We start from the raw sequence: 22591 nt of genomic DNA, 5'->3' as shown, positions 1-22591 counted from the left end.
GCCAGGGCAGGAAGCCAGGCGATGCAGACCTTCCTCCCCGTCGCCGACTTCACCGAGAGCGCCCGCCTCCTCGACAACCCGCGCCTCGGCAAGCAGCGCGTGGAGTGCCTGCAGGTGCTCCGGGCCCTCGAGCTGCCCGACTACGGCTGGGGCAACCACCCGGTGGTCACCATGTGGCGCGGCTACACGGCGGGACTGGTCGTCTACTCGCTCGCGATGGTGCGGGTCTGGCGCGAGCGCGGGTTCGCCGACACCACCGAGACCCTGATCGTCGAGTTCGCCCCCGACGCAGCAGCGATGACCCAGGCCGAGGCCGCGGCGGCCGGGCTGCTGCCCAGCTGGGTCGGCAACGAGGACCTGCACCGCTCGCACCGGTCCAACCTGCTGGCCAAGGACCCCGACTTCTACCGGCCGCTGTTCGGCGGGGAACCCGAGGACCTGCCCTACCTGTGGCCCGGCGCCGACGACGTCCTCCCCGCCGACCCTCCCGAGGGCGTGCCGGTCTGGGTGGTGCGGCCCCGCGCGCACAACGAGCTGGGCGCCGCGCTGGCCAGTGGCGTCGTCGGGCTGGGCACCCAGTCGGGCATCGACGTGGACGCCACCGGGCTGACGCCGGCCGAGCTGCGCACGCTGGCCAGGGAGCTGTCGGGGAAGCGCCCGGCCAAGGACCTGCGCCAGCTGACCTCCTTCCTCGACGAGGTCGCCCCCGGCGACCTGGTCGGCCTGCCGATCGAACGCGGCGCCGGCCTGCTGCTCGGCGAGGTGGTCGGCGACTACGCCTTCGCCGGGCGGGAACTGCTGCCGCACCGGCGGCCCGCCCGCTTCGCCCACGTGGTGGCGCGCTCGGCGGCCCGCCCCCCGGCCACGCTGCAGGACCCCCGGGCGCTGTTCCGGGTCACGCTCGACCCGGACGCCGTCCCGCCGGCCCTGCGCTGACCTCCTCCACCGCGGCCGCCAGCCGCTCCCGCGCCACCGCCAGGTCCGCGGGGACCCGGACGGCGTGCACGAACCACCACACGGCGGCGTGCAGCCGGCGCAGCTGGACGAACGGGGCCAGCGCCTCCTCGTCGACCTTGACCGGCAGCGCGGTGAGCGCGGCGCGGCCGTCCAGCCGCGACGTGGTGGCCAGGCACGCCAGGTCCCAGCCGAGCGGGCCCCGGCAGGAGTCCTCCAGGTCGGTCCACCGCCAGCCCGCGGCGGTGGCCAGCAGGTTCCCGGGATGGGTGTCCCCGTGCAGGTACCCGGCCGGCCCGGCCAACCCGGGCCGCAGCCGGTCGACCAGCTCGCCCACCCGGCCGACCAGGTCCGGCGCCGCACCCAGCGTGGGGCCGCGGTCGGCGAAGACGGCGAGGTCGTCCAGCGGGGTGTCCAGCGGGGCGCCGTCCCAGCCCGGCCGAACGTCGGCGAGGGCGGCCTGCAGCTCGCCCAGCGCGGCGCCGACGACCGTCGGGGTGGGCCGGTCGGGGAGGACCTCGACGTGCCGCCAGAAGGACAGGGTGAGCCCGGCGTGCTCGTGCGGGCCGGGCGGCAGCAGGTCCGACGGCGGGACGACCGGCGCGCCCGCCGCGGCCAGCGCCCCGGCCAGGCCGACCTCGCGGGCGAACGGCCGGCCGATCGCCGGGCGCAGCAGCGGGGTGAGGGTGGCGATCCGGGCCACCACCGGCGCCGGCCGCAGGTGGACGACGACGTTGACGCCGTCGTGCAGGACCACCGGGTCGCCGACGGCCAGCCGGTGGGCCCGGGCCACGGCCACCGCCGCGGCGACCGCTCCCGGGACCCGGCCGGTCACCCCGGGGGCAGGGGCACGTTCTGCAGCCGCACCTGGCCCCGCGCCACCGGCTTGCCGTCCTCGGCGCGGGTGAGGGTGACCAGCCACAGCTGGAGGGTCTTCCCCTGCTGGACCGGCTCGGCGACCACGTCCAGCCGGCCGGCGGTCATCGGCCGGAGGAAGTCGGTGTTGTTGTTGACCCCGACGGCGAACTGGCCGCGCTCGGTCACCGCGGTGCTGGCCCCCACGCTGGCCGCCGACTCGACCACCGCGCAGTAGACGCCGCCGTGCACGACGCCCCACGGGGTGTGGTGCTGCGGACCGAGCTCGATGGAGCCCGCCACCCGGGTTCCGGTGACCTCGGTCAGCTCCAGACCGACGGCGGCGACGAACGGACTCGCCGAGCGCAGGTCCACGGGCGGGGTCACGGGACGTCCCAGACGAGGCAGAAGGGGTGTCCCACCGGGTCGGCGTAGACGCGGAAGTCCCCGCCGCCGCCGGGCAGCCGGCGGGCGCCCAGCTCCAGCACCTGCGGCTCGGCGGCGTCCACGTCGGCGACCCGGACGTCGAGGTGGAACTGCTGCGGCCGGCCGGGGTCGGGCCAGTCCGGTGGGACGAGGTCCGGGGCCTGCTGGAAGGCCAGCCGGTAGCCGGCGCCGGAGGCCACCACCCAGTCGTCGCCGGGCTCGCCCTGCACCTCCATGCCCAGCAGGCCGGCGTAGAAGGTCGCCAGGGCGTGGGCGTCGGGGGCGTCGATCACGACGGAGTGCAGCTGGCCGATCATGGCCGCCATCCTCTCCCGAGCGTCGCCGGGACGGCGAGGGCACCTCGGGCGACCCGCCCTGCGGGCGACGTGGGGCATGCCGCACGATCGGGTCCATGGCCGAACCCCTCGCCGCTCCCCAGCTGGGCACGCTGACCTGGCTGCCCGCCGCCGACCGCCCCGACCTGCTGGGCGCGCCGGTCGCCGCCGCGCTCGCCGGGCTGTCCGGGCCGGCGTGGGTCGCCGAGATCGACGACGAGGCCGCCGACACCGCTGCCTTCACCGAGCGCTACCAGGTGCCGGCGGCCGCCTCGGCGAACTGCGTGGTGGTCGCCGCCCGCCGGTCCGGGCAGACGACGCTGGCCGCGTGCATGGTGCTGGCCACGACCCGGGCCGACGTCAACGGGCTGGTCCGCCGGCACCTCGGGGCGCGCAAGGCGTCGTTCGCGCCGCAGGACGTCGCGGTCGCCGAGAGCGGCATGGCCTACGGCGGCATCACCCCGGTCGGCCTCCCGGCCGGCTGGCCGGTGCTGGTGGACGCCCAGGTCGCCGCCGGTGAGCTGCTGGTCGTGGGGTCGGGGACCCGGGGGAGCAAGCTCGCCGTCCCGGGCTCGGTGCTGGCCGCGCTGCCCGGCGCAGAGGTGCTCGAGGGCCTGGGCCAGCCGCTGGACTGAGCGGGGCGCGGTCCTACGCTCGGTCGCGTGAGCGAACCCGACGACCGGCCGGTGCCGCCGGCCCGGTCCGAGCGTGCCCCTGACGACAGCGACGTGGGCTGGGGCGAGCGGCCGGCCGACCCGGACGACGACGACCGGCGCTACCTGGAGGACCGGCCACCGCACTGGGGCAGCGACTGAAAAGGACCCCGTCCTCCCCACCCTTCGCAGGCTCAGGGCGGGCCCCTGGACGGGGCCACCTCTGCCCCCCACGCCTCGCAGGCTCGGCGCGGGGCCCTGCAGAGGGGCCGCCGCAGGCTCAGCGGATCGTGGTGGTGCCCGGGGCTGACGGGTCGGTGCCCGGTCCGGCGCCCTGCTGGGCGCGCAGCAGGTCGCGGATCTCCACGAGCAGCTCGACCTGGGTCGGGGCCACCGGGCCCGCCTCCTCGCCGCGCCGGCGGCGCTCGGCGAGCGCCTTCATCGGGAGCACGACGACGAAGTAGACGACCGCAGCCGTCAACGCGAAGGTGATCAGCGCGTTGAGGAAGGCGCCCCAGGTGAACCGCTGCCCGTCGACGACCACGGTGCCGCCGTCGACACCACCGCCCCCGACCAGCCCGATCAGCGGTTCCAGGAACGACTCGGTGAACGAGCCGACCAGCCCGGTGAAGGCGGCGCCGATCACCACCGCCACCGCCAGCTCGACGACGTTGCCGCGCAGCAGGAAGTCCTTGAAGCCCTTGACCACCGGTGTCCTCCTGGGCTCGGGGCGCCACCGGTGGGTCCCGTGGGCGCGTCACGGTCGGCCGAGGGTAGCGGTGAGTGAGCTCGTCGTCGCTGCACCCGCGAGCACCCGGGCCGTCTCCGGCGGGACCGCCAGCACGAGCAGTCCGGCCGCCGCCGTCGGGGCGCCGGCCGGCGGCCCCGCGGCGGCGTCCGGGGTCACCCCGAGGACGAGCGCGTCGGCGGCCACGACGTCGGCGACCCCGGTCTCCGGTGCGGTCGCGAGCACGTCCACCCGGTCGCCGGGACGCAGCAGGGCGGCCACCGCCAGGTCGGCCAGCCGGACCGGTGCCGCCACCTGCCCGGCCGGCACCTGGGACCACAGGCCCGGCCCGACGACCCGGACGTCGGTCACCGGCTCGCCCCGGCGCAGCGGTGCGGCGAGCACCCTCCCGGCCAGCTCGGCGCCCTCGGCGTTGGACCCGTCCGGGGCCAGCTGCGCCGGAAGGTCGGCCAGCACGAGGTCGGACTCCCGCAGCACCGCGCCGGCGCTCAGGTCGGTCGCAGCGACCACCACCGGGACGGTCACCGGACCGGCGGGACCGGCCGGCGGTGCCGGTCGCAGGGCGAGGACGAGGGCGAGCACGACCAGCAGGCCGGCGGTCACCTGCCGCAGCAGGTGCACCGGTGAGCTGGGGCGTCGCAGGCGTCGCACACCGCGACGCTAGGGCCGGCCCGGCCGGTCGGCCCCGGTCCGCAGACGGCTGTGGACGGGGCGGGCGGCTGTGGACGGCGGCGGGCGCCCGGGCCGCCGTCCGTGCCCGGTGGGGCTAGTTGGCGGCCTTGCTGCCGCTGCCGCTGCCGCCGCCGGAGCTGCTGCCCGCCGGCGACGGGGTCGACGAGGACTCCTTCTTCGGAGCGGAGTCCTTGGTCGACGACCCGTCCTTCGACCCGGTCGCGGCGGACTCCTTCGCCGAGGAGGAGCCCGTGCCCGAGCTCTCGGGCTTGCGGCTGTCGGTCCGGTAGAAGCCCGACCCCTTGAACACCACACCGACCGAGCCGTAGACCTTGCGGACCGGTGCGCCGCACTCGGTGCAGGTGCTCACCGCCGGGTCGCTGAACGACTGCACGACCTCGAACTCGTGCTTGACCTCGGGGTTGGTGCAGACGTACTGGTAGGTGGGCACGTGCGGGAACTCCTCGTCCGGGGGTCGCCGGGCTGGCACTCGGACCCGGCGACTGCCAATCATGCGCCGTCCCGGCCGGACCGTCCACGTCTGCAGGTGTGTGTCACGCCCACCGACCGCCGGCGACCGACCTCGGACGCTCCCGATCACGCCCGGCGGGGACACCTCGGTCGGCCGGTAGCGTGCCCGCCGTGGCGGACCCCCGATGGCTCGACGAGGAGGAGCAGTACACCTGGCGGACCTGGCTGGCGGTCGCCGAGCTGCTGCCCAGGACGCTGGACGCCCAGCTGCAGCGGGACGCGGGGCTCAGCCACGCGGCCTACACCGTCCTGGCGGTGCTGTCCGAGGCCCCGGACCGCGGCCGGCGGATGAGCGACCTCGCCCGGGTCGCCAACCAGTCCCAGAGCCGGCTCTCGCACACCGTCGCCCGGTTGGAGGAGCGGGGCTGGGTGCGCCGGGTCCGGGCGACCGACGACCGCCGCGGCAACGTCGCCGTCCTCACCGAGGCCGGCCAGGACGTCGTGCGGCGGGTGGCCCCGGGACACGTCGACGCCGTCCGCGACTCGTTCTTCGCCGCGCTCACCCCCGAGCAGGCTCAGGCCCTGGGGCAGGCCCTCAGCGCCGTCCTCGAGCGGCTCGACCCCGACCACACCCAGCGGGTCGTCGCCGGCAGCTGACCCGGCGCCCCGCCCCTGGCGTCAGCCCAGGTGCCGCAGGTAGGACCGCGGGTGGTCGAGGAACTGCCGCCAGTTCGCGGTCAGCTCGAGGTCGGCCCACGTGGCGGGCCGCAGCCCCCACGGCCCCACCTCCACCAGCGTCGCCCCGGGCAGCGCGGCGACGACGGGGGAGTGGGTGGCCACGACGACCTGGGCGCCGGCCGCCACCAGGTCCAGCAGGACGGTCACCAACGGCAGGGAACCCCCGAAGGACAGCGCGGCGTCCGGCTCGTCCAGGAGGTAGGTGCCCCCTCCACCGGCCCGGCGGGTGAGCACCTCGAGGAACGCCTCACCGTGGGACAGCTCGCGGCCCCGTCCAGGGCACCGCCCTGAGCGTGCGAAGGGTGGGGAGGACGGGGTCCTTCTCCTCGTCGCGCAGGAAGTAGCCCCACCGGGCCGCGCCGGGGCTGCGCTCGACCACGAGCCCGAGGGACTCCGGCTCGGTGGGACGGGTGCGGTGCCGGGTGTGCACCGAGCCCCCCTCGGGGTTGAGCCCCAGGGTGACGGCCAGCAGCTCCATCAGCGTGGACTTGCCCGCACGGCCCCGTCCTGGCGTGCCCTGAGCTTGCGAAGGGCTCGGGGACGGGGTCCTTTCACTGGGCGATCGCCGACACCGTCAGCGGCCAGGCCGACCGCTGCTCCGGGGCCGGTGGCGGGGCGTCGCGGTCCGGCCGGAGGCGGCGGATCGGACGGCGGTCCACGTCGGGCATGGTGCCGCACGGCCCCCCTGCAGGGTCCCGCCACGAGCCCCCAGTGGTGGGGGCATGGTGCCGTACGGCCCCCCTGCAGGGTCCCGCCACGAGCCTGCGAGTGGTGGGGGGCAGGGGGGTCCTTCCTCAGCGGCCGAGGTGCCGCCAGCGGCGGGCCCGGCTGCGCATCCGCTCGGCGGGGTCCCGGCCCAGCAGGCCGGTCAGCTCCTCGGCGAGCACCCGGCCCATCCGCTGGCAGAACTCCACCGGCTCGTCGGCGGCGTCGGGGCGTTCGGGCACCACCCGGTCGACGATCCCGTCGCGCCACAGGTCGGTGGCTCGCACGCCCTGCGCGGCGGCCATCTCACCGGCCCGGTCGACGGTGCGGTGCACGATCGCACTGGCCCCCTCGGGCGGCAGCGGGCCCAGCCAGCCGTTCGCCGCGGCCAGCACCCGGTCGGCCGGCACCAGGGCCAGCGCGCCGCCACCGGTGCCCTGCCCGAGCAGCACGGCCAGCGTCGGCGCGTCCAGCATCACGAGGTCCTGCAGGCAGCGGGCGATCTCGCCGGCCATGCCGCCCTCCTCGGCCGCCACCGACAGGGCCGCGCCGGGGGTGTCGATGAGGGTGAGCAGCGGCAGCCGCAGCTCCGCGGCCAGCCGCATCCCGCGCCGTGCCTCGCGCAGGGCGCCCGGCCCGAGCGGCGCGGACAGCGACTGGACGGTGCGGTCCTGGCCGAGCACCACACAGGGCGCCCCGCCGAAGCGGGCCAGCGCCAGCAGCAGCCCCGGGTCCCGCTCGCCCGCCCCGGTGCCCGACAGCGTCACCACGTCGGTGGCCGCGGTGCGCAGCAGCTGGCGGGCGCCGGGCCGGTCCTCGCGGCGGGACGCGGTGACGACGTCCCACGCCGTCCGGCCGTCCTCGGGGTCGTCGGCGTCGGTGCCGTCGCCCTCGACCGGGCCCTCCACCTGGGCGCCGCGGTGCCAGGTGGCCCGTGCCGCGAGCACCTGCAGCGCGCGGTCGGCCACCTCGGCGATCTCCTCCGGCGGCACCACCCCGTCGATCAGCCCCCGCTCGGCGAGGTGCTCGGCGGTCTGCACGTCGGGCGGGAACGGCTCCCCGTACAGCGCCTCGTACACCCGCGGGCCGAGGAAGCCGATCGCCGCACCGGGCTCGGCGATGGTCACGTGGCCCAACGACCCCCACGACGCCAGCACCCCGCCGAACGTCGGGCCGCGCAGGTAGACCAGGTAGGGGAGCCCCGCCTCCTTGTGCCGGGCGATGGCGGCGGTGATGCCGATCATCTGCAGGAACGCGACCGTGCCCTCCTGCATCCGGGTGCCGCCGGAGATGGGCGCGGCCAGCAGCGGCAGGCCCTCGTCGGTGGCCCGCTCCACGGCGGCCATCAGCCGCTCGGCGGTGGCGATCCCGATCGACCCGGCCAGGAAGCCGAACTCACCGGCGACCACCGCGACGCGGCGGCCGCGCAGCGTCGCCTCCCCGGTGACGATGGCCTCGTCCTGCTGGGTCTTCCGGGTGGCGGCGGCCAGTTCGCGGGCGTACTCGTCGTCCACCTCGCGCGGGGGCACCGGGGTGTCCCAGGTCTGCCAGGACCCCGGGTCCAGCACCATGTCGCGCAGCGTGCGGGCGTCCAGCCGGCGTGCCCGGGGTGCGGCCGTCACGTGGCGTGCCCGTCCTCCACGTCGGCGCCCGCGGGCTGGGCGGTCCCGGCGGAGCCGGACAGCCAGGCGCGGATCGCGTCCCCGTCGGCGCCGAGGACCGGCGGCGGGGTGTGGTCGCGGCGGGTGGTCTCGGACTCGCCGTCCGGGCTCGCGGCGAAGAACCGCAGCGGCGGCCCGGGCAGCGTCAGCGGCCCGGCGGTGGGGTGCTCGACGGAGATCTTCAGCCCCTGCGACTCCACCTGGTCCCAGCCGTAGACCTCGTCCAGGGTGCGCACCTTGCCCGCGGGGACGCCGGCGGAGTCCAGCCGGGCGAGCAGCTCCTCGGCCGGGATGTCGGCGAAGACGCCCTCCAGCAGGGCGATGACCTCGTCCCGGCGGGCGACCCGCTCGCCGTTGGTGGCCAGCCCGGGTGCCTCGGCGTCCAGCCCGAACTCCGTGCACAGCCGCCGCCACAGCCCCTCGCTGCCGCAGGACAGCTGGACGCTGCCGCCGCCGGCGCAGTGGAAGAGCCCGTACGGGGTGATCGAGGGGTGGTGGTTGCCCTGGGCGCGGTTGACCTTGCCGGCGACGGTGTACGCCGTCCCCTGGTAGGCGTGCACCCCGACGACGGCGGACAGCAGCGAGGTGCGCACCACCTGGCCGCGGCCGGTGCGCTCGCGCTCGAGCAGGGCGGCCAGCACGCCGTAGGCGCCGTACATGCCGGCGAGCAGGTCGCTGATCGGGACGCCGACCTTCTGCGGGTCCTCGGGCCCGGCGCCGGTCAGGGACATCAGGCCGCCCTCGCCCTGGGCGATCTGGTCGTACCCGGCCCGGCCGCCCTCGGGCCCGTCGTGGCCGAAGCCGCTGATCGCCAGGCTGACCAGCCGGGGGTTGAGCTCGGCGAGCGCGTCGGTGCCGAAGCCCAGGCGGGCCAGCGTGCCGGGCCGGAAGTTCTCCAGCAGCACGTCGGCGCGCCGGATGAGCTCGGTCAGCACCTCCTTGTCGCCGGCGTCCTTGAGGTCGAGGGCGATCGACTCCTTGTTCCGGTTGGCGGAGAAGAAGTAGGTGGACTCCCGCCCGGCCGGGGTGTCGACGAACGGCGGGCCCCAGCCGCGGCTGTCGTCACCGGAACCGGGCGTCTCCACCTTGATCACCCGGGCGCCGAGGTCGCCGAGCATCATCCCGGCGTGCGGTCCGGCCAGGGCGCGGGTCAGGTCGACGACGAGGACGCCGTCCAGGGGGCCACTCACAGCGGGCCGTCCTTCCGTTCGGGGGCGGTGGGCGCCGTCACCTTCTCACCGGAGCCCGCCCGGGGCACGGTCGAGTTCCCGCCAGCCGCCGGTCGGCGTCACCACGGCGTGCACCCCGACGTCGTGCTCGCCCGCGGGCAGCTCGTCGAGCAGCTCGTCGTCGAACACCACCGCGACCAGCAGCGCGTCCGTGCGGACCAGCCGCAGCGCGCGGTCGTAGTACCCGCCGCCGCGGCCCAGCCGGGTGCCGTCCGGGGCAACGGCCAGGGCGGGGACGACGACGACGTCCGCCGTCCCCAGGGTGGCGGCCGGCAGCCGCGGCCCGGGCGGCTCGGCCAGCCCGAAGCGGCCGGGCGCCAGCCGGCCGTCGTACCCGGCCCAGGACAGCTCGCGCCCCCGGTCGGGGACGACGGGCAGCAGCAGCCGGCCCACGACGGCGGCCAGCGCCGCGGGCAGCGGTCCGTGTCCCGGTTCCTCGGCGGTGGGCACGTACCCGGCGACCACGGGGGTGCGGGCCAGCCGGGCGGCCAGGCCGGCGGCGAGCAGCCGGGCCGCCAGCGTCCGGTCGGCCGGCGGCCGGGCGGCCCGCGCGGCCAGCAGCCGGGCCCGCAGCTCGGCCTTGCGGGTCACCATCGCGGGGGAGTCGGCCACGGCGGCAGGCTAGGCCCGGGCGGGCGGCTGGCTAGGCTCGCGCCATGCCGAGCCCGTCCACCGAGCGTCCGACAGCCCCGACGACGACCAAGGCCGTCATCCCGGTAGCCGGGATGGGCACCCGCTTCCTGCCCGCCACCAAGGCGGTGCCCAAGGAGCTGCTGCCGGTCGTGGACCGGCCCGCCCTGCAGTACATCGTGGAAGAGGCCGCCCGCGCCGGGCTGGGCGAGGTCCTGATGGTCACCGGCCGGAACAAGGCCGCGATCGAGGACTTCTTCGACCGCACCCCCGAGCTCGAGACGGCCCTGGAGAAGAAGGGCGACCGGTCCCGGCTGGACGCCGTGCACGCCTCCACCGACGTCGCCCAGGTGCACTTCGTGCGTCAGGGCGAGGCGCGCGGCCTCGGGCACGCGGTGCTGCAGGCGGCGGCGTTCGTCGGCGACGAGGCCTTCGCCGTGCTGCTCGGCGACGACATCATCGACGCCCGGGACCTGCTGCTCGAGGAGATGCTCGCGGTCCAGGCCGAGCACGGCGGCGCCGTGGTCGCCCTGCTGGACGTGGGCCGGGAGAACATCAGCAAGTACGGCGCCGTGGCCGTGGACGGCGACGGCTCCACCGTGCGGGTCACCGGGCTGGTGGAGAAGCCCCCGGCCGACGAGGCGCCCAGCAGCCTGGCCATCATCGGCCGCTACGTGCTCCCGCCGGAGGTCTTCCCCGCGCTGCGGATCACCGAGCCCGGCGCCGGCGGGGAGATCCAGCTCACCGACGCGCTGGTCAAGCTGGTCGAGGACGGCGTCCCGGTGCACGGGGTCGTCTTCTCCGGCCGCCGCTACGACACCGGCGACCGGCTGGACTACCTCAAGGCCGTGGTCCAGCTGGCCGTCGAGCGGGAGGACCTGGGCCCGGCGCTGCGCCCCTGGCTGCAGCAGTTCGTCGCCGACCTGCCGGCCGAGGGCGCGTCGCCGGCCTGACCGGCGCCCGCAGAGGGCACGATCGCAGTCGGGACGTCCGGGGACGCCCGCTCGTGCGGGCCCGGACAGCGACGACGGCAGGACGACGGTGGTGGGCATGACCGAGGACAAGTCACGCGGGTGGTTCGGCGGCGGTGCCCGCGAGACCACCCAGCTCGACCTGGAGCGCGGCACCCCGGTGCCCCGGGAGGCGCCGGACAGCCGGCTCCCGGACCCCCCGGCGGCGGGCAGGGACACCGTGCAGGTCGACCGGTCGGTGTTCGCCGCCGAGCGGGTGCCCTCCCCGGCGGTGTCCTCCGGCGACCGCGCGCCCGACCCGGTCGGTGACACCGGCTCGGTCGACGTGTCGGCGCTGCGGCTGCGCACCGTCGAGCAGCACCTGGACGAGATCCTGGGCAACGTCCCGCAGCCCGACCCGATCGAGCTGGCGGTCCTCGACGCCCAGGGGCTGCTCTGCGCCGAGCTGGTGACCAGCACCCGCGCGTTGCCGTCCTTCGAGCAGGCCGGGCTGGACGGGTACGCCGTCTCCTCCGCCGACATCACCGCCGCCAGCGTCGAGACGCCGGTCGAGCTCGCGGTGGTCGGGACGAGCACCGCCGGGTCCGGCGAGCGCGCCGCGATCGGCCCGGGGCTCGCCCAGCAGGTCGCCGTCGGCGCGATGATGCCCAGCGGAGCCGACGTCGTCGTCCCGGCCGCGTGGACCGACCAGGGCGCGGCCCGGGTGGCGGTCTACGCCGCCCTCGCGCCGGGCAGCTACGTGCGCCGCACCGGGGACGACGTCGCGCCCGGCGACACCGCGGTGCAGATCGGCACGCCGATCGGCCCCGCCCAGATCAGCCTGCTGGCCGCGGTCGGCCGGGAGCGGGTGTCGGTGCGCCCGCGCCCCCGGGTGGCGGTGCTGTGCGCCGGCGACGAGCTCGTCGACGTCGGCGCCACCCCCGGCCCTGGCCAGGTCGTCGACGTCAACAGCTACGCGCTGGCCGCGGCCGCCCGCGACGCCGGCGCCGAGGCCTACCGGGCGGGCATCCTGCCCAGCGACCCGCGGCGGCTGACCGACCTGCTGGAGAGCCAGCTGCTGCGCAGCGACGTCGTGCTGATCGCCGGCACCTTCGCCAGCGGCGGGGCCGACGTGCTGCAGGAGGCGCTGCACGCCCTCGGCGGCATGTCCTTCACCCAGGTCGCCATGCACCCCGGCCCGCTGCACGCCTTCGGCCGGCTGGGCCGTGACCAGGTCCCGGTCATCTGCGTGCCCGGTGAGCCGGTGGCCGCGCTGGTCGCCTTCGAGGTGTTCGTCCGGCCGGCGATCCGGCTGATGCTGGGCAAGCGCCAGCTGTTCCGCCGCACCGTGCAGGCCGTGTCGGCCCAGCAGCTGCTCTCGCCGCTGGGCTACCGGCAGTACCTGCACGGCCAGGTGATGCGGCACCCCGACGGCGGCTACGTCGTCGAGCCGATCGGCGACGGCGACCAGGCCATGCTCGCCCGGATGGCGCGGGCCAACTGCCTGATCGTGGTGGACGAGGACGTCACCGAGGTGTCCGCCGGCGGCCTGGTGACCGTCATGCCGATGCTGCTGGGCGGCTGACCTGGAACCGGCACCGCATCCCGGCTGGCCGGCCCGGCTGGCCTACGGCCCGGTCGAGCTGGTCCCGCTGCAGCGCGGTGACGCGCGCGAGTGGTCCCGGCTGCGCGCGGCCAACGAGGACTGGCTCGCCCCGTGGGAGCCCTCCGCCGGCACCGCCTGGCCCGACCGGCACTCCGCGGCGGCCTACCGGGCCATGCGCCGGGCGGCGCTGCGGCGGGCCCGGGACGGCGCGTCGCTGCCGTTCGCGCTGCGCTACCAGGGCCGGCTGGCCGGGCAGGTGACGGTGGACAACGTCGTCCGTGGGGCGCTCCGCTCCGGTCACCTGGGCTACTGGCTGGACCGGGCCGTGGCCGGCCGTGGGGTGGCGTCGCTGGCGGTCGCGCTGGTGTGCGACCACGCGTTCGGCCCGGCGGGGCTGCACCGGCTGCAGGCCGACATCCGCCCGGAGAACCGGCCCAGCCGGCGGCTGGTCGAGCGCCTGGGCTTCCGCCAGGAGGCGCTGTTCCGCTCGTACCTGGACATCGACGGTGCGTGGCGCGACCACCTGGGCTACGCGCTGCTGGCGGAGGACGCGCCCGGCGGCGTGCTCGCCCGGTGGCGGCAGCGTGCCGGTCACTGACGGACCGCACCCGGGAACGGGGCGCGGTCGGACCCTGCCCCGACCAGGGGCTCCGGCCGGCGAGAGGGAGCGCGACACGCCGGTGTGCCGCGAACCTGCAGCGACACACCGGTGAGCTTCCGCTGTATCGGCAGGTCGCGTCCCTAGATTGACCGACGAGTGACAGGTGTGACTCGTGTGGTCCCAGGGATGGGGGTCGCAGGGTGCCAGGGATGGATCGAGGTGTTCGGTGATGGGATCGGGCGTGCTGCTGGCCGCTCTCGTCGTGCTGTGGTTCGTCGTGCTGGTGCCGATGGTGGTCACCCGCGGCGAGCCGAGGACGACGGGCTCCGGGTCGGCCGAGTCGGGACGGACCCTGCAGCGGCGGAGGGCGGTGGACCCCGTCGTCTCCGCGCCGACCGAGCGGGTGACCATCGACCGCGCCGCGCTGCGCACCTCCGGTGAGCTGAAGGTGGACGTGCACGCCGTGCGCCGCCGGACGCTGGGCGGGCTGGTCGCGCTCACGCTGCTGGTGCTGGTGGGCGCGCTGACCTACCGGTCGTGGCTGTGGGCGCCCCAGGTGCTGCTCGACGTCGCGGTGGTCGGCTACCTGATGGTGCTGCGGGCCGCCGCCCAGCGGGAGCGCCGCGCCGCGGCCCGGCGCGCCGCCCGGATGGCGCACCGCCCGCCGGCCCGGGCCGCCCAGCGGGTGCAGCGCCCCACGCCGATGGCGATGCCGCAGGTCGTGCAGCCGGTCTCGGTCCAGCCGTCGGCCCCCACGCACCCAAGCCTGCCGCTGGCGCCGGTGCACCCGCTGCGCCCCGGCCGGGTGGTCGCCGCCCGCACGCCCACCCCGGCCGGCTGGCAGCAGAGCGCCGTCGTCGGCCTGGACGACGAGGACATCGGCTTCGCGGAGATCGACGTCTACCAGCCCCGGCGCGTCGCCAACGGTTGACCGTGTGGCGCCGGGTCCGGGCGGACCCGGCGCTGCCCGTCGGCTCGGGAGGTGTCGGTTGTGACCCAGGTCACATCCTGGTACCCACGACTGATGCCGCCGACAGCGCACGACTCCGTCCCCGCGTGAGGTCCGCCGCCCGCTCGCTCCAGATCGCCCTCGTCCTGCTCCTGGTGACCACGATGACCGGGCTGGCCCCCGGGACCGCGGCCGCCGAGGCGGGCCTGCCGGCCGGGTTCGCGCTGGTGGACATGCCCAGCGGGCAGGACGAGCTGCTCACCGACGTCGCCTTCGCCCCCGACGGCAGCTACGTCACCACCGGCAAGAACGGCCGGGTGGCCTGGGTCTCGGCCGACGGCCGGGCCACCACCCTCGCCGAGCTGCCCGTGGTCGCCACCCGGGACCTCGGGCTGGCCGGGGTCGCGCTGGCCGCCGACCACGCCACCTCCCGGCGCCTCTACCTCGCCCGGACGACGACGGTCGGCGAGCAGACGGTCATGCGGCTGAGTTCCTGGGCGCTGGCGGGGGAGCCCGAGCCGACCTCGCTGACCGACGAGCGCGTCCTCTGGGACCTGCCCGTGGGGTCCGACGTGCACGCCATGACCGACGTGGCGACCGCCCCCGACGGCACGCTGTTCGTGACGATCGGGGACAGTGCCGACCACCCGACGGTGGACCCCAAGGCGCTGCGCGCGCTGGACGTCGACCAGGGCTACGGGAAGCTGGTGCACGTCACCCCCGACGGCGCCGGCGTCCCGACCAACCCGTTCTACGACCCGGCCGCGCCCTCCTCCTGGCGCAGCCGCGTCTACGCCAGTGGCTTCCGCAGCCCGTTCCGCGTCGGCCTCGACCCGGTCAGCGGGGCGCCGGTCGTCGGCGACGTCGGCTGGAACTCCTGGGAGGAGGTCGACCTGGTCCGGCCCGGGAGCGCGTACGGCTGGCCGTGCTGGGAGGGGCGGGCGCCGACGCCGGGCTACGCCGACCTCCAGGGCTGCCAGGGCGTGCCCAACACCGAGCCGCTGTGGACCTACCCGCACGGGCCGATGGGCACCGCGGTCACCGGCGGCACGGTCTACACCGGCGCCTCCTACCCCGAGCAGTACCGGGGCGCGTACTTCTTCGGCGACTACGCCTCCCAGCGGCTCTACACGCTCCGCTACGACGACAGCGGGCAGCTCGTCGGCGAGCCCGAGGCCGCCGGGTTCGGGGCGGAGCAGGGCGCGCCGGTCTCCTTCGCCACGGCCGCCAACGGCGACGTGGTCTACGCCGACATCGTCAGCAGCCGGCTCCAGCGGCTGGTGCACGTCCCCGGCAACCGCGCGCCCACCGCCCGGGCCGTGCCGACCGTCGACGCGGCCTCCCGGACCGTCACCTTCGACGGCAGCACCTCGAGCGACCTGGACGGCGACGCGGTGGACCACCGGTGGGACTTCGGGGACGGTGCGACGGGTGCCGGCCCGCGAGTGACGCACACCTACGCGGAGCCCGCGACCGCGCCGGTGACCGCCCGGCTCACCGTCACCGACCCCTCCGGGGAGCAGGGGACGGCGGAGGTCGTCGTCGTCCCGGCCAACGCCGCGCCGGTGGTCTCGCTCACCGCGCCGGCGGCGGACCGGCAGTTCGCGGTGGGCGAGCCCGTTGAGGCCACCGCCACGGCCGTCGACCGGGAGGACGGCGAGCTGCCCGTCCGGTGGAGCGTCGTCCAGGTCCACTGCGGCGGCGGGTACTGCCACGACCACCCGGGGGAGTCCTTCCAGGGCGGGACGTTCGCCCAGCCGTTCGACGACCACGGCGACGCGACGCAGCTGGTCGTGGTGGCCTCCGCCACGGACCGGTTCGGCGTGGTGACCGAGGCCCGCTTCACCGCCCAGCCCCGGCTGCGGGTGCTGACCCTCACCAGCGCGACGCCCAGTGCCCTCACCGTGGACGGCAGTGCCCGGGCCGTCTCGCAGGTGACCGTCGGCGCCCGGGTGGCCGTGGCCGCGCCGGCGCTCGCCAGCGACGGCGTCGCCGGCTTCGACGGGTGGGACGACGGCGGGGACCGCGAACGGACGCTGGTGATGCCGGACGCCGACGTGACGCTGACGGCCGTCTACCGCACGCCGATCGAGCGCCGGTTCGCCGACGACGCGGCGCTGCGTGCGCTGCTGGGGGAGCCGACCGGGCCCGAGGTCGGCGATGCCGCGCTGCGGTACCGGGAGCACACCGGCGGCCGGCTCTACTGGACGCCGGACTCCGGGGTGCACGAGGTGCACGGGCTGGTGCTCGCGGGCTACCTCGCCGCCGGCGGCTCCGCGCTGCTCGGCGCGCCCGTGATCGACGAGGCGGCGACCCCGGACGGCGTCGGGCGGCACAGCGACTTCGAGCGCGGCGTCGTCTACTGGACGCCGGACACCGGGGCGCACGAGGTGCACGGTTTGGTGCTCGCCCGCTGGCAGGAACTGGGGCGCGAGGCGTCCTACCTGGGCTACCCGACGAGCGACGAGTACGACGTGCCGGGGGGCCGGCGGTCGGACTTCCAGCGGGGGTCGATCACCTGGGACGCCGCGACGGACTCCGTCGTCGACGAGCCGTCGGGCGGTCCGCCCGTCCTGGCCGTGGCCGGCGTCTGAGCGAGGATCCCGTTCTCCGCACCGTCCGCGAGCTCACGGCGAGCCTCTGGACGGGTCCGCCACGCGCCCCCCACCGCACCGCCGCACGGGCGGACGGTAAGCTGTCCGACGCAAGGGGCTGTGGCGCAGTCCGGTAGCGCACCTCGTTCGCATCGAGGGGGTCAGGGGTTCAATTCCCCTCAGCTCCACTGCGGTAGGGGAGGGGCCGTCTCCCCATGGGTGACGGCCCCTCCCCGCCACTGCGTCAGTCCGCTGGCTGGCGGGTCAACTGCGCGGCAAACGGTCTACTTGTAGGCGATGGCTGCACTGGCGGGGCCGGCCAGCGGCAGGATCTCCGTCGTTCGGAAGCCGATCTGGTGGCACCAGCTCGCGAAGTCCCTTCCGGTGAAGTCGAAGGCGTCCCCGAACTCGATGAGCATGTTGAGCGACATCATCAGGCCGAATGCGTTGTCTCGACGGGGGTCGTCGATCAAGTTCTCGATGACGATGAACGCGCCGCCCTCGGGCAGGGCGTCATGAGCGGATCTGATCAGTGTCAGCTTCCGGTCGAGGTTCCAGTCGTGCAGGATCATGCCCATCGTGATGACGTCGGCTCTGGGTAGTGCGTCGACGAGGAAATCGCCTGATGCGCTGGTGACACGGTCGGCGAGGCCGGCGTTCGCGATGGTCTTCTCCGCGATGGGTGCGACCACCGGGAGGTCGAAGGTCGTGCACCTGAGGTGACTGTGCCGGCGGGCAAGGATCGTGCTCAGCTGTCCCGTGGCCCCTCCGACGTCGCACACGGTGTCGTACCTGGAGAAGTCGAAACGCTCGGCAAGGACATGGAAGTTGCCGAGAGAGATGCCCTCCATCGCATGCATGAATTGTGTGAGCCTCGCGGGGTCCGCGTAGACCTCGTCGAACATCGGCCGTCCGGTGAGCTTGACCTCGTTCTGGGGCAGGCCGGTCCGCAGCGCCTCGGTGAGCCCGCCCCAGAAGCCGTACAGCCGGGCGTTGAACATCTCGAGGATCCCACCGATGTACGTGGGGCTGCGTTCGTCCAGGTACGCGGCGGTGTCGGGAGTGTTCCGGTAGCGCCCTTCGGTGCCCTCGCCGTCGCGGTCGAGGAGACGCAGTGCGACGAGCGTGTCGAGGAAATCGTAGGTGCCCCGTTGTGACAGGCCGGCCTGGGTCCTGATCTCCTCGCCGGTCAGCGAGTCCTCGCCGAGCAGGGTGAACACCTGCAGCTCCACCGCGGAGAGCAGGGTCTTCGACGCCCAGAAACCCGAGCCGACCTGCATGATGTGCGACGGGTCGGTCTGCGTGTTCGACATGGTGCCCTCCACGGTCGGTCGAGGTGCCTCGTCCAGCGCTTTCGCGCGGCACCTGGTGGAGCTCACGCTAGGTAGCCGGCGTATGCCGTCGCATCGGTGGAACTGCGCATCTGCAGGGCGCTGGTGGACAGTCCCGACGGCGGCTCACGTGTCGATGGTGCGCGACCTGCGTGCGACTACGTAGTCCGCGGTTCCGCGTCGGCCGACGGCTCCACCTCGCCGGCTGGGCTCAGCCAATGAGCCACTGCCTCGGTCCGCCCTCGCACTCCGAGCTTGCTGTAGATGTTCAGCAGGTGCCGCTCGACCGTACGGACGCTCAACACGAGGCGTCCGGCGATGGCGAGGTTCGTGCAGCCGTCCGCCACCAGCCGGAGCACCTCCTCCTCTCGCGGGCTGAGCTGAGCCGACCGTCCACCGCCGTGGGCGCCGGCCGTGAATGCGTTGATCCGGTCCGCGATCGCAGCCACGTCACCGACGGTGTAGAGGTGCGCCTCGCCGTCCAGCATCTCCAACTTCGCGCCCTTGATGCTGCGCGCGAGCCAACGTGCCGTCTCGGTGGGGACGAACGGGTCGCCCCAGCGGCACATCACGAGCGTGGGCGTCCGGATCTCGGCCAGTAGGTGCGATACGTCGTGCTGGTCGGACGCGTCCCGGAGCGCGATCGTCATCTCCGGCGTCGCCGCCGCTCGCATCAGCGCCGCGAAGGCCTCCACGTCCCTTCCGTTGCACCCGGGTGTCGCCAGGGCGGCGATCGCCTTGGTCGCCGCCGGCCAGTTGGCCAGCATCAGGTCCCGCAGTGGCGGCCACGTCCGTGCGTCGTGCAAGGGGCCGGCCCCCGTGCCGTAGAGGATCAGGTGCGACACCCGACGTGCCTCGCCATGGGCGAAGGCGACCGCCACAGGTCCGCCACGCGACGGGCCCATCAAGGCGAACCGGCGAAGACCCAGGTGATCGGCCACATCCGTGAGCACCTGGACTTCGGCCTCGAGCGAGAAGTCGTGTCTGTCCCGGTCCGAGAGACCGGTTCCCCAGCGGTCGTAGTGCACCACCGTGTGGTGGGCTGCCAGCGCGTCGTTGAACTGCCGGTAACCCGACATCGCCGTCACCGCATCGAGGTGGGTGATCCACGGCGGGATGATGATCAGCGGCGGACCGGTGCCCTGCGTCGTGTACGCGATCTGCGCCCCGACCCGGGAATGCAGGAAGCTGACGCCGCCCGACATGTCGTGAAGGGTATCGGCGGACCCCGCTGTAGTGAGAGGAGAGCGACGTCTCCTCCCGGGTGGGTCCACCTCACCGCGGGGGTCACCGCTCCCATGGAGCCCGGAGCTCGACGCCGGCCCGCTCCAGCGCCTGCCGCACCGTTTCGGCATCGCAGCCGTAGTGATCGGCCAGGCGCTGGCACGACCACCCCTCCCCGTACGGCCGGAGCAGGTCGTCGAGGCGTTCGGCTGGGATGCCCCGGCGCCGTGACTGGATTTCAGGCCCGGCGCAGATGTCCGGCCACGGTCGTCCTGGGCGTCTTCCAGCGAGCTGCGAGCACCTTCATGTCGTCGCCGCCCTCGTACTCGGCGATCAGCTGCTCAACCTGCTCGGCCGTCAGGCGGTGCCGGATCTGCCGCAGCTTCGCGTCAGGTCATCGCTCACCGACGGCCACACGTCCGCCCCACTCGACCGGGCGCTGCACTCGGCGGCGGTGTCGGCACCGGAGGACCGGTGGCGCCCGGTGGACACATCACTCGATGCTCCATGCCTCCGCTGCCGTCCAGGGCGGGCAACAGCCACGGGATCAAGGGAGCGAGAGCGGCGCGCGCCGAACCCCACGAGCGACTGTCGGTCGAGCGAGCGCGATCGCCGCCGGTGACAGCGCTCGGCCCGGCCGGGACCGACGTGCAGGGACCCGGTCGTGAGCAGCGTGAGCAGCTCGGGCGACGAACAGCTCACGAGCTCCAGTCGAACGTGCCCGACGAACCGGAGCCACCGCTCTCCCATGCACGCATGTCGGGTCCGGCCCAGCGGCTGCCGTCACTGCGGGGCAGGGCGACGGTCCCGAGCCCGAACGCCGTGGCCGCCGCCGCGCCCTGCACGACCGTGACCCTGCCCGTCGGGTCCTGTGCCGGCGCCTGGTACTGCACGTGACCGACGTCCCCGACGCGCATCGACGGGGTCTCACCGTCGTTCAGCTCGAGCCTGGTGACCTCCGTGGGAAGCCACTCCGAGATCGTCCCTTGCCAGACGGCCTCGAGGTGCCCGCCCCGCCTGCCCGCGAAGATCTCCTCGAGCGCGACCCGCTGCTCCTGGCTCGCCGACTCGTCCAGGTACAGACGGGCGATGCCGTTCCCGCTGAAGAAGTCCGCGGGCCAGTCGGCCCGGAAGGCGACCTTCCCGCCGCCGAGGTCCACCCCGTCCGACTGGCCTTCCCGGACGTCGAAGAACAGCACCCCGGAACACCATCCCCGGTCGGGCTCTGCCGGCCCGAGCCAGCACGGGCACCACATCTTGCAGCTGCAGTGTTCCCACCATCGTCCCCTGACAGACCAAGCCATCGCTCCTCCTCCCCGAGCCGAGACCCTGTACTCGGGCGACTCCCATCGGGACCGGGCTGTGCCCGGAGGCCTGCTCGCGTCGTTCGCTCCGGCGTCCGACCACCCGAGGTACAAGCGACCACGCACCAGGGATGTTCGCGCCGATCGAGGCAGCGGTCCAGGGTCCGCAGGCCCTTCTCCCGCGTCCACCTCCTGAGCGCGAGCAGGCTCGCGGGCGGTCAGGCCGCAGCACCGGAGCGGACCCCGCCCGTCAGGGCTGCCAGCGGTAGACGGCATCCACACACGGACGGTGTCGTCGGGGACCTTGGGTCCGGCGGCACGTGGGCCCGTGCAGCTCCTGTCCCTCCCGTCACCACCCCGACGGGTGACCCGGCCGCCCCCGGTCCTCAGGGGGACCGCCCGGGTGCCCGATGCCTCCTGTGTCGAGCAGCAGCAGCTGCTCCCACCCCCCCCGGAAGGAGGCATCGTGGGCGTTTCCGTGCCCGCCGCTCGCCGCACGATGCTCGCTGCCGCGGTCCCCGTCGGACTCGTGCTGAGCGCCGCGCTGACCTGGAGCTCGACGTACGCCGCTTTCTCGGCGAACGCCGGCAACACCGGCAACACGTGGCAGACCGGCACCGTCGCGCTCGCCGACAACGACAGCGGCGCGGCCCTGTTCACCAGCGCCGACAACGGCGCGCTGAAGCCCGGGTCCACCCGGTCCCGGTGCATCCGCATCGACTACAGCGGCGACCTGCAGGCCGACGTCCGGATGCACGTCGCCACCCCGACCTCCGGTGCGGCCACGCTCGACCCCTATCTGGTGATGAGCGTGGAGCGCGGCGAGGACGTGGCCGCCGGCACCACGGTGGCGGCCGACTGCACCACCGGCTTCGCGCAGACCGCGACCCGCACGTTCCTCTTCAACACCCACCAGGCCAACGACCCCCTGGCCGACCAGACCATGACGATGGCGCGGCTGAAGAGCGAGAAGGGCACGTACGCCACCGGGCTGGTCGTCGACGGGACCACCGACCAGGGTGCGTCCCTCACGCTGAAGATCACCTACGTGGTCAGGGACGTCAACGAGGCGCAGAACACCACCTCCGACGCCACCTTCACCTGGGAAGCGCGCAACACGTGACCCCCGTCCTGAGCCCGGACGCCGCGGTGCGGCCGATGCCCCCGCGCTCCGCCTGGCCGGCCGTGCCGTCGCTTCCGGAGCACCGGCCCACCGCCGAGCCCCCGGCTCCGGCTCCGGCGTCCTGGCCGCTGGCCGTGTGCCGGGCCGTCGTCGCCGGGGTGCTGATGACGCTGGCCGGCCTGGTGCTCATCGCCGTGTCACCGCGCGGCGCCGGCTGGGAGGGCCACGTCGTCGTCTCTGGCTCGATGGCACCGCGGCTGGCCCCGGGGGACATCGTGCTGACCCGACCGGTGCTGCCGCAGGAGCTGCAGCCCGGGCAGGTCCTGCTGTTCCCCGACCCGGACAGCCCCGAGCGGCTGCTCCTGCACCGGCTGGTCTCCTTCGACGAAAACGGAGCCCTGGTCACCCGCGGGGACGCGAATCAGAGCAACGACAGCGTGCCCGTCCCCGTCGCCAGCGTCATCGGCCAGGCCGAGCTGCGGATCCCCTACGTCGGGCTGCCCACGTACTGGCGGCTGCAGGGCTCGTGGGGGCACATCGCCCTCGTCGCCGGGGTCCTCGCCGCGGCCACGGTGTTCGTCTCCTGCAGCGGCGGCAGCGCTCGGGCCGGAGGTGACCGGCCGCCGGCCCCCGCCGCCCCGACCGGACCGGCCGGGCGGCACGCCCACCGGCGGGAGGGCCGACCCACCGGGCACCGTGCAGGGTCCCGCGCCGGCCGCCGTCGGGGCTGGCGCGCCACCACGACCGGCGACCGGGAGCTGCGGCTCGCCGGTGGGCGGGCGTAGACCCCGACGCCCCCCGCTCAACATCCGCCCCGCCGGGCCGATGACAT

The 22591-nt window shown here is 75.1% G+C and carries 25 protein-coding genes and 1 tRNA gene; 12 read left to right on the top strand and 14 right to left on the bottom strand.

The genetic code is table 11. The annotated features are described in order from the left end of the window. Positions 1-21 precede the first annotated feature (21 nt). The gene (locus tag ACWIX6_RS20255) at positions 22-936 is read left to right on the top strand and encodes an MSMEG_6728 family protein (protein ID WP_448614236.1); all 915 of its coding nucleotides are present in this window, start codon (positions 22-24) and stop codon (positions 934-936) included. On the opposite strand, the gene ACWIX6_RS20250 is transcribed toward ACWIX6_RS20255, so the two are convergent. From ACWIX6_RS20250 to ACWIX6_RS20240, 3 genes are read right to left on the bottom strand one after another with little or no spacing between them, the layout of a single operon-like run. Further along, entirely contained in the window at positions 896-1789 is an 894-nt protein-coding gene (locus ACWIX6_RS20250) for a phosphotransferase family protein (RefSeq protein WP_448614235.1), read from the bottom strand. The two genes, ACWIX6_RS20255 and ACWIX6_RS20250, sit on opposite strands and share 41 nt — an antisense overlap. After that, the gene (locus ACWIX6_RS20245; protein ID WP_448614234.1) at positions 1786-2196 is read right to left on the bottom strand and encodes a PaaI family thioesterase; all 411 of its coding nucleotides are present in this window, start codon (positions 2194-2196) and stop codon (positions 1786-1788) included. Before ACWIX6_RS20245 ends, ACWIX6_RS20250 begins: the two co-directional genes overlap by 4 nt. Continuing rightward, on the bottom strand, positions 2193-2552 hold the full coding sequence (locus ACWIX6_RS20240; RefSeq protein WP_448614233.1) for a VOC family protein: 360 nt from the start codon (positions 2550-2552) through the stop codon (positions 2193-2195). Before ACWIX6_RS20240 ends, ACWIX6_RS20245 begins: the two co-directional genes overlap by 4 nt. A 95-nt stretch (positions 2553-2647) precedes the next feature. On the opposite strand from ACWIX6_RS20240, the gene ACWIX6_RS20235 reads away from it, so the two are divergent. Continuing rightward, a complete protein-coding gene (locus ACWIX6_RS20235) occupies positions 2648-3205 on the top strand; it encodes a YbaK/EbsC family protein (RefSeq protein ID WP_448614232.1) in 558 nt (185 codons plus the stop codon). A gap of 27 nt (positions 3206-3232) precedes the next feature. Further along, positions 3233-3385 (top strand): hypothetical protein, encoded by a 153-nt coding sequence (locus ACWIX6_RS20230; protein WP_448614231.1) that lies wholly within the window; start codon positions 3233-3235, stop codon positions 3383-3385. A 118-nt stretch (positions 3386-3503) separates the two neighbouring features. Here ACWIX6_RS20230 and mscL read toward each other — a convergent pair whose 3' ends face one another. The 3 genes from mscL to ACWIX6_RS20215 all read right to left on the bottom strand — a co-directional run bounded on the left by mscL (position 3504) and on the right by ACWIX6_RS20215 (position 5094). Next, complete coding sequence (gene mscL, locus ACWIX6_RS20225) at positions 3504-3932, bottom strand: large conductance mechanosensitive channel protein MscL (RefSeq protein WP_448614230.1); 429 nt, start codon at positions 3930-3932, stop codon at positions 3504-3506. A 48-nt stretch (positions 3933-3980) separates the two neighbouring features. Then, on the bottom strand, positions 3981-4622 hold the full coding sequence (gene cpaB, locus ACWIX6_RS20220; protein WP_448614229.1) for a Flp pilus assembly protein CpaB: 642 nt from the start codon (positions 4620-4622) through the stop codon (positions 3981-3983). A 115-nt stretch (positions 4623-4737) separates the two neighbouring features. After that, a complete protein-coding gene (locus ACWIX6_RS20215; protein WP_448614228.1) occupies positions 4738-5094 on the bottom strand; it encodes an FmdB family zinc ribbon protein in 357 nt (118 codons plus the stop codon). A gap of 191 nt (positions 5095-5285) precedes the next feature. On the opposite strand from ACWIX6_RS20215, the gene ACWIX6_RS20210 reads away from it, so the two are divergent. After that, the gene (locus tag ACWIX6_RS20210) at positions 5286-5771 is read left to right on the top strand and encodes a MarR family winged helix-turn-helix transcriptional regulator (RefSeq protein WP_448614227.1); all 486 of its coding nucleotides are present in this window, start codon (positions 5286-5288) and stop codon (positions 5769-5771) included. 21 nt (positions 5772-5792) lie between these two features. On the opposite strand, the gene ACWIX6_RS20205 is transcribed toward ACWIX6_RS20210, so the two are convergent. From ACWIX6_RS20205 to ACWIX6_RS20185, 5 genes are all read right to left on the bottom strand, one after another. Beyond that, positions 5793-6086 (bottom strand): hypothetical protein, encoded by a 294-nt coding sequence (locus ACWIX6_RS20205; RefSeq protein WP_448614226.1) that lies wholly within the window; start codon positions 6084-6086, stop codon positions 5793-5795. Between the two features lie 13 nt (positions 6087-6099). After that, complete coding sequence (locus ACWIX6_RS20200) at positions 6100-6330, bottom strand: hypothetical protein (RefSeq protein WP_448614225.1); 231 nt, start codon at positions 6328-6330, stop codon at positions 6100-6102. A gap of 316 nt (positions 6331-6646) precedes the next feature. Next, positions 6647-8179, bottom strand: a complete 1533-nt coding sequence (locus tag ACWIX6_RS20195; RefSeq protein WP_448614224.1) for a carboxyl transferase domain-containing protein — start codon at positions 8177-8179, stop codon at positions 6647-6649. Beyond that, complete coding sequence (locus ACWIX6_RS20190) at positions 8176-9408, bottom strand: CaiB/BaiF CoA transferase family protein (protein WP_448614223.1); 1233 nt, start codon at positions 9406-9408, stop codon at positions 8176-8178. The genes ACWIX6_RS20195 and ACWIX6_RS20190 overlap by 4 nt, the downstream gene beginning before the upstream one ends. A 45-nt stretch (positions 9409-9453) precedes the next feature. Beyond that, on the bottom strand, positions 9454-10059 hold the full coding sequence (locus tag ACWIX6_RS20185; protein ID WP_448614222.1) for a 5-formyltetrahydrofolate cyclo-ligase: 606 nt from the start codon (positions 10057-10059) through the stop codon (positions 9454-9456). A 44-nt stretch (positions 10060-10103) separates the two neighbouring features. On the opposite strand from ACWIX6_RS20185, the gene ACWIX6_RS20180 reads away from it, so the two are divergent. The 6 genes from ACWIX6_RS20180 to ACWIX6_RS20155 all read left to right on the top strand — a co-directional run bounded on the left by ACWIX6_RS20180 (position 10104) and on the right by ACWIX6_RS20155 (position 16965). After that, entirely contained in the window at positions 10104-11030 is a 927-nt protein-coding gene (locus ACWIX6_RS20180) for a UTP--glucose-1-phosphate uridylyltransferase (RefSeq protein WP_448614221.1), read from the top strand. Between the two features lie 97 nt (positions 11031-11127). Continuing rightward, a complete protein-coding gene (gene glp / locus ACWIX6_RS20175) occupies positions 11128-12612 on the top strand; it encodes a molybdotransferase-like divisome protein Glp (RefSeq protein ID WP_448614220.1) in 1485 nt (494 codons plus the stop codon). 1 nt (position 12613) lies between these two features. Then, entirely contained in the window at positions 12614-13231 is a 618-nt protein-coding gene (locus ACWIX6_RS20170) for a GNAT family N-acetyltransferase (RefSeq protein WP_448617015.1), read from the top strand. Positions 13232-13463: 232 nt separating this feature from the next. Then, positions 13464-14165 (top strand): divisome protein SepX/GlpR, encoded by a 702-nt coding sequence (sepX, locus tag ACWIX6_RS20165; protein ID WP_448614219.1) that lies wholly within the window; start codon positions 13464-13466, stop codon positions 14163-14165. A gap of 125 nt (positions 14166-14290) precedes the next feature. Beyond that, a complete protein-coding gene (locus ACWIX6_RS20160) occupies positions 14291-16777 on the top strand; it encodes a PQQ-dependent sugar dehydrogenase (RefSeq protein WP_448614218.1) in 2487 nt (828 codons plus the stop codon). A gap of 114 nt (positions 16778-16891) precedes the next feature. Further along, positions 16892-16965, top strand: a tRNA-Ala gene (locus tag ACWIX6_RS20155). A gap of 96 nt (positions 16966-17061) precedes the next feature. On the opposite strand, the gene ACWIX6_RS20150 is transcribed toward ACWIX6_RS20155, so the two are convergent. From ACWIX6_RS20150 to ACWIX6_RS20140, 3 genes are all read right to left on the bottom strand, one after another. After that, the gene (locus ACWIX6_RS20150; protein WP_448614217.1) at positions 17062-18090 is read right to left on the bottom strand and encodes a methyltransferase; all 1029 of its coding nucleotides are present in this window, start codon (positions 18088-18090) and stop codon (positions 17062-17064) included. Between the two features lie 176 nt (positions 18091-18266). Beyond that, positions 18267-19313 carry an alpha/beta fold hydrolase gene (locus tag ACWIX6_RS20145; protein ID WP_448614216.1) on the bottom strand — a complete coding sequence of 349 codons (1047 nt, stop codon included), beginning with the start codon at positions 19311-19313 and terminating at the stop codon, positions 18267-18269. A gap of 717 nt (positions 19314-20030) precedes the next feature. Continuing rightward, positions 20031-20636 carry a DUF1326 domain-containing protein gene (locus tag ACWIX6_RS20140; RefSeq protein WP_448614215.1) on the bottom strand — a complete coding sequence of 202 codons (606 nt, stop codon included), beginning with the start codon at positions 20634-20636 and terminating at the stop codon, positions 20031-20033. Between the two features lie 466 nt (positions 20637-21102). Here ACWIX6_RS20140 and ACWIX6_RS20135 point away from each other — a divergent pair, with 466 nt between their 5' ends. Next, on the top strand, positions 21103-21759 hold the full coding sequence (locus tag ACWIX6_RS20135; RefSeq protein WP_448614214.1) for a hypothetical protein: 657 nt from the start codon (positions 21103-21105) through the stop codon (positions 21757-21759). After that, positions 21756-22544 (top strand): signal peptidase I, encoded by a 789-nt coding sequence (locus ACWIX6_RS20130; RefSeq protein ID WP_448614213.1) that lies wholly within the window; start codon positions 21756-21758, stop codon positions 22542-22544. The genes ACWIX6_RS20135 and ACWIX6_RS20130 overlap by 4 nt, the downstream gene beginning before the upstream one ends. Positions 22545-22591: the final 47 nt, after the last annotated feature.

The organism is Modestobacter sp. URMC 112 (genome assembly GCF_053502575.1).
Note: the sequence above shows the minus strand (reverse complement) of the source record. Positions and strands in the feature narration are given on the sequence as shown.

What these genes read in the sequence shown, in the direction of transcription:
- ACWIX6_RS20255 (WP_448614236.1), top strand. Translation starts at nt 22, where the DNA reads ATGCAGACCTTCCTCCCCGTCGCCGACTTCACCGAGAGCGCCCGCCTC.
- ACWIX6_RS20240 (WP_448614233.1), bottom strand. Translation starts at nt 2,552, where the DNA reads ATGATCGGCCAGCTGCACTCCGTCGTGATCGACGCCCCCGACGCCCAC.
- ACWIX6_RS20235 (WP_448614232.1), top strand. Translation starts at nt 2,648, where the DNA reads ATGGCCGAACCCCTCGCCGCTCCCCAGCTGGGCACGCTGACCTGGCTG.
- ACWIX6_RS20200 (WP_448614225.1), bottom strand. Translation starts at nt 6,330, where the DNA reads ATGGAGCTGCTGGCCGTCACCCTGGGGCTCAACCCCGAGGGGGGCTCG.
- ACWIX6_RS20180 (WP_448614221.1), top strand. Translation starts at nt 10,104, where the DNA reads ATGCCGAGCCCGTCCACCGAGCGTCCGACAGCCCCGACGACGACCAAG.
- glp (WP_448614220.1), top strand. Translation starts at nt 11,128, where the DNA reads ATGACCGAGGACAAGTCACGCGGGTGGTTCGGCGGCGGTGCCCGCGAG.
- sepX (WP_448614219.1), top strand. Translation starts at nt 13,464, where the DNA reads ATGGGATCGGGCGTGCTGCTGGCCGCTCTCGTCGTGCTGTGGTTCGTC.
- ACWIX6_RS20150 (WP_448614217.1), bottom strand. Translation starts at nt 18,090, where the DNA reads ATGTCGAACACGCAGACCGACCCGTCGCACATCATGCAGGTCGGCTCG.
- ACWIX6_RS20145 (WP_448614216.1), bottom strand. Translation starts at nt 19,313, where the DNA reads ATGTCGGGCGGCGTCAGCTTCCTGCATTCCCGGGTCGGGGCGCAGATC.
- ACWIX6_RS20140 (WP_448614215.1), bottom strand. Translation starts at nt 20,636, where the DNA reads ATGGCTTGGTCTGTCAGGGGACGATGGTGGGAACACTGCAGCTGCAAG.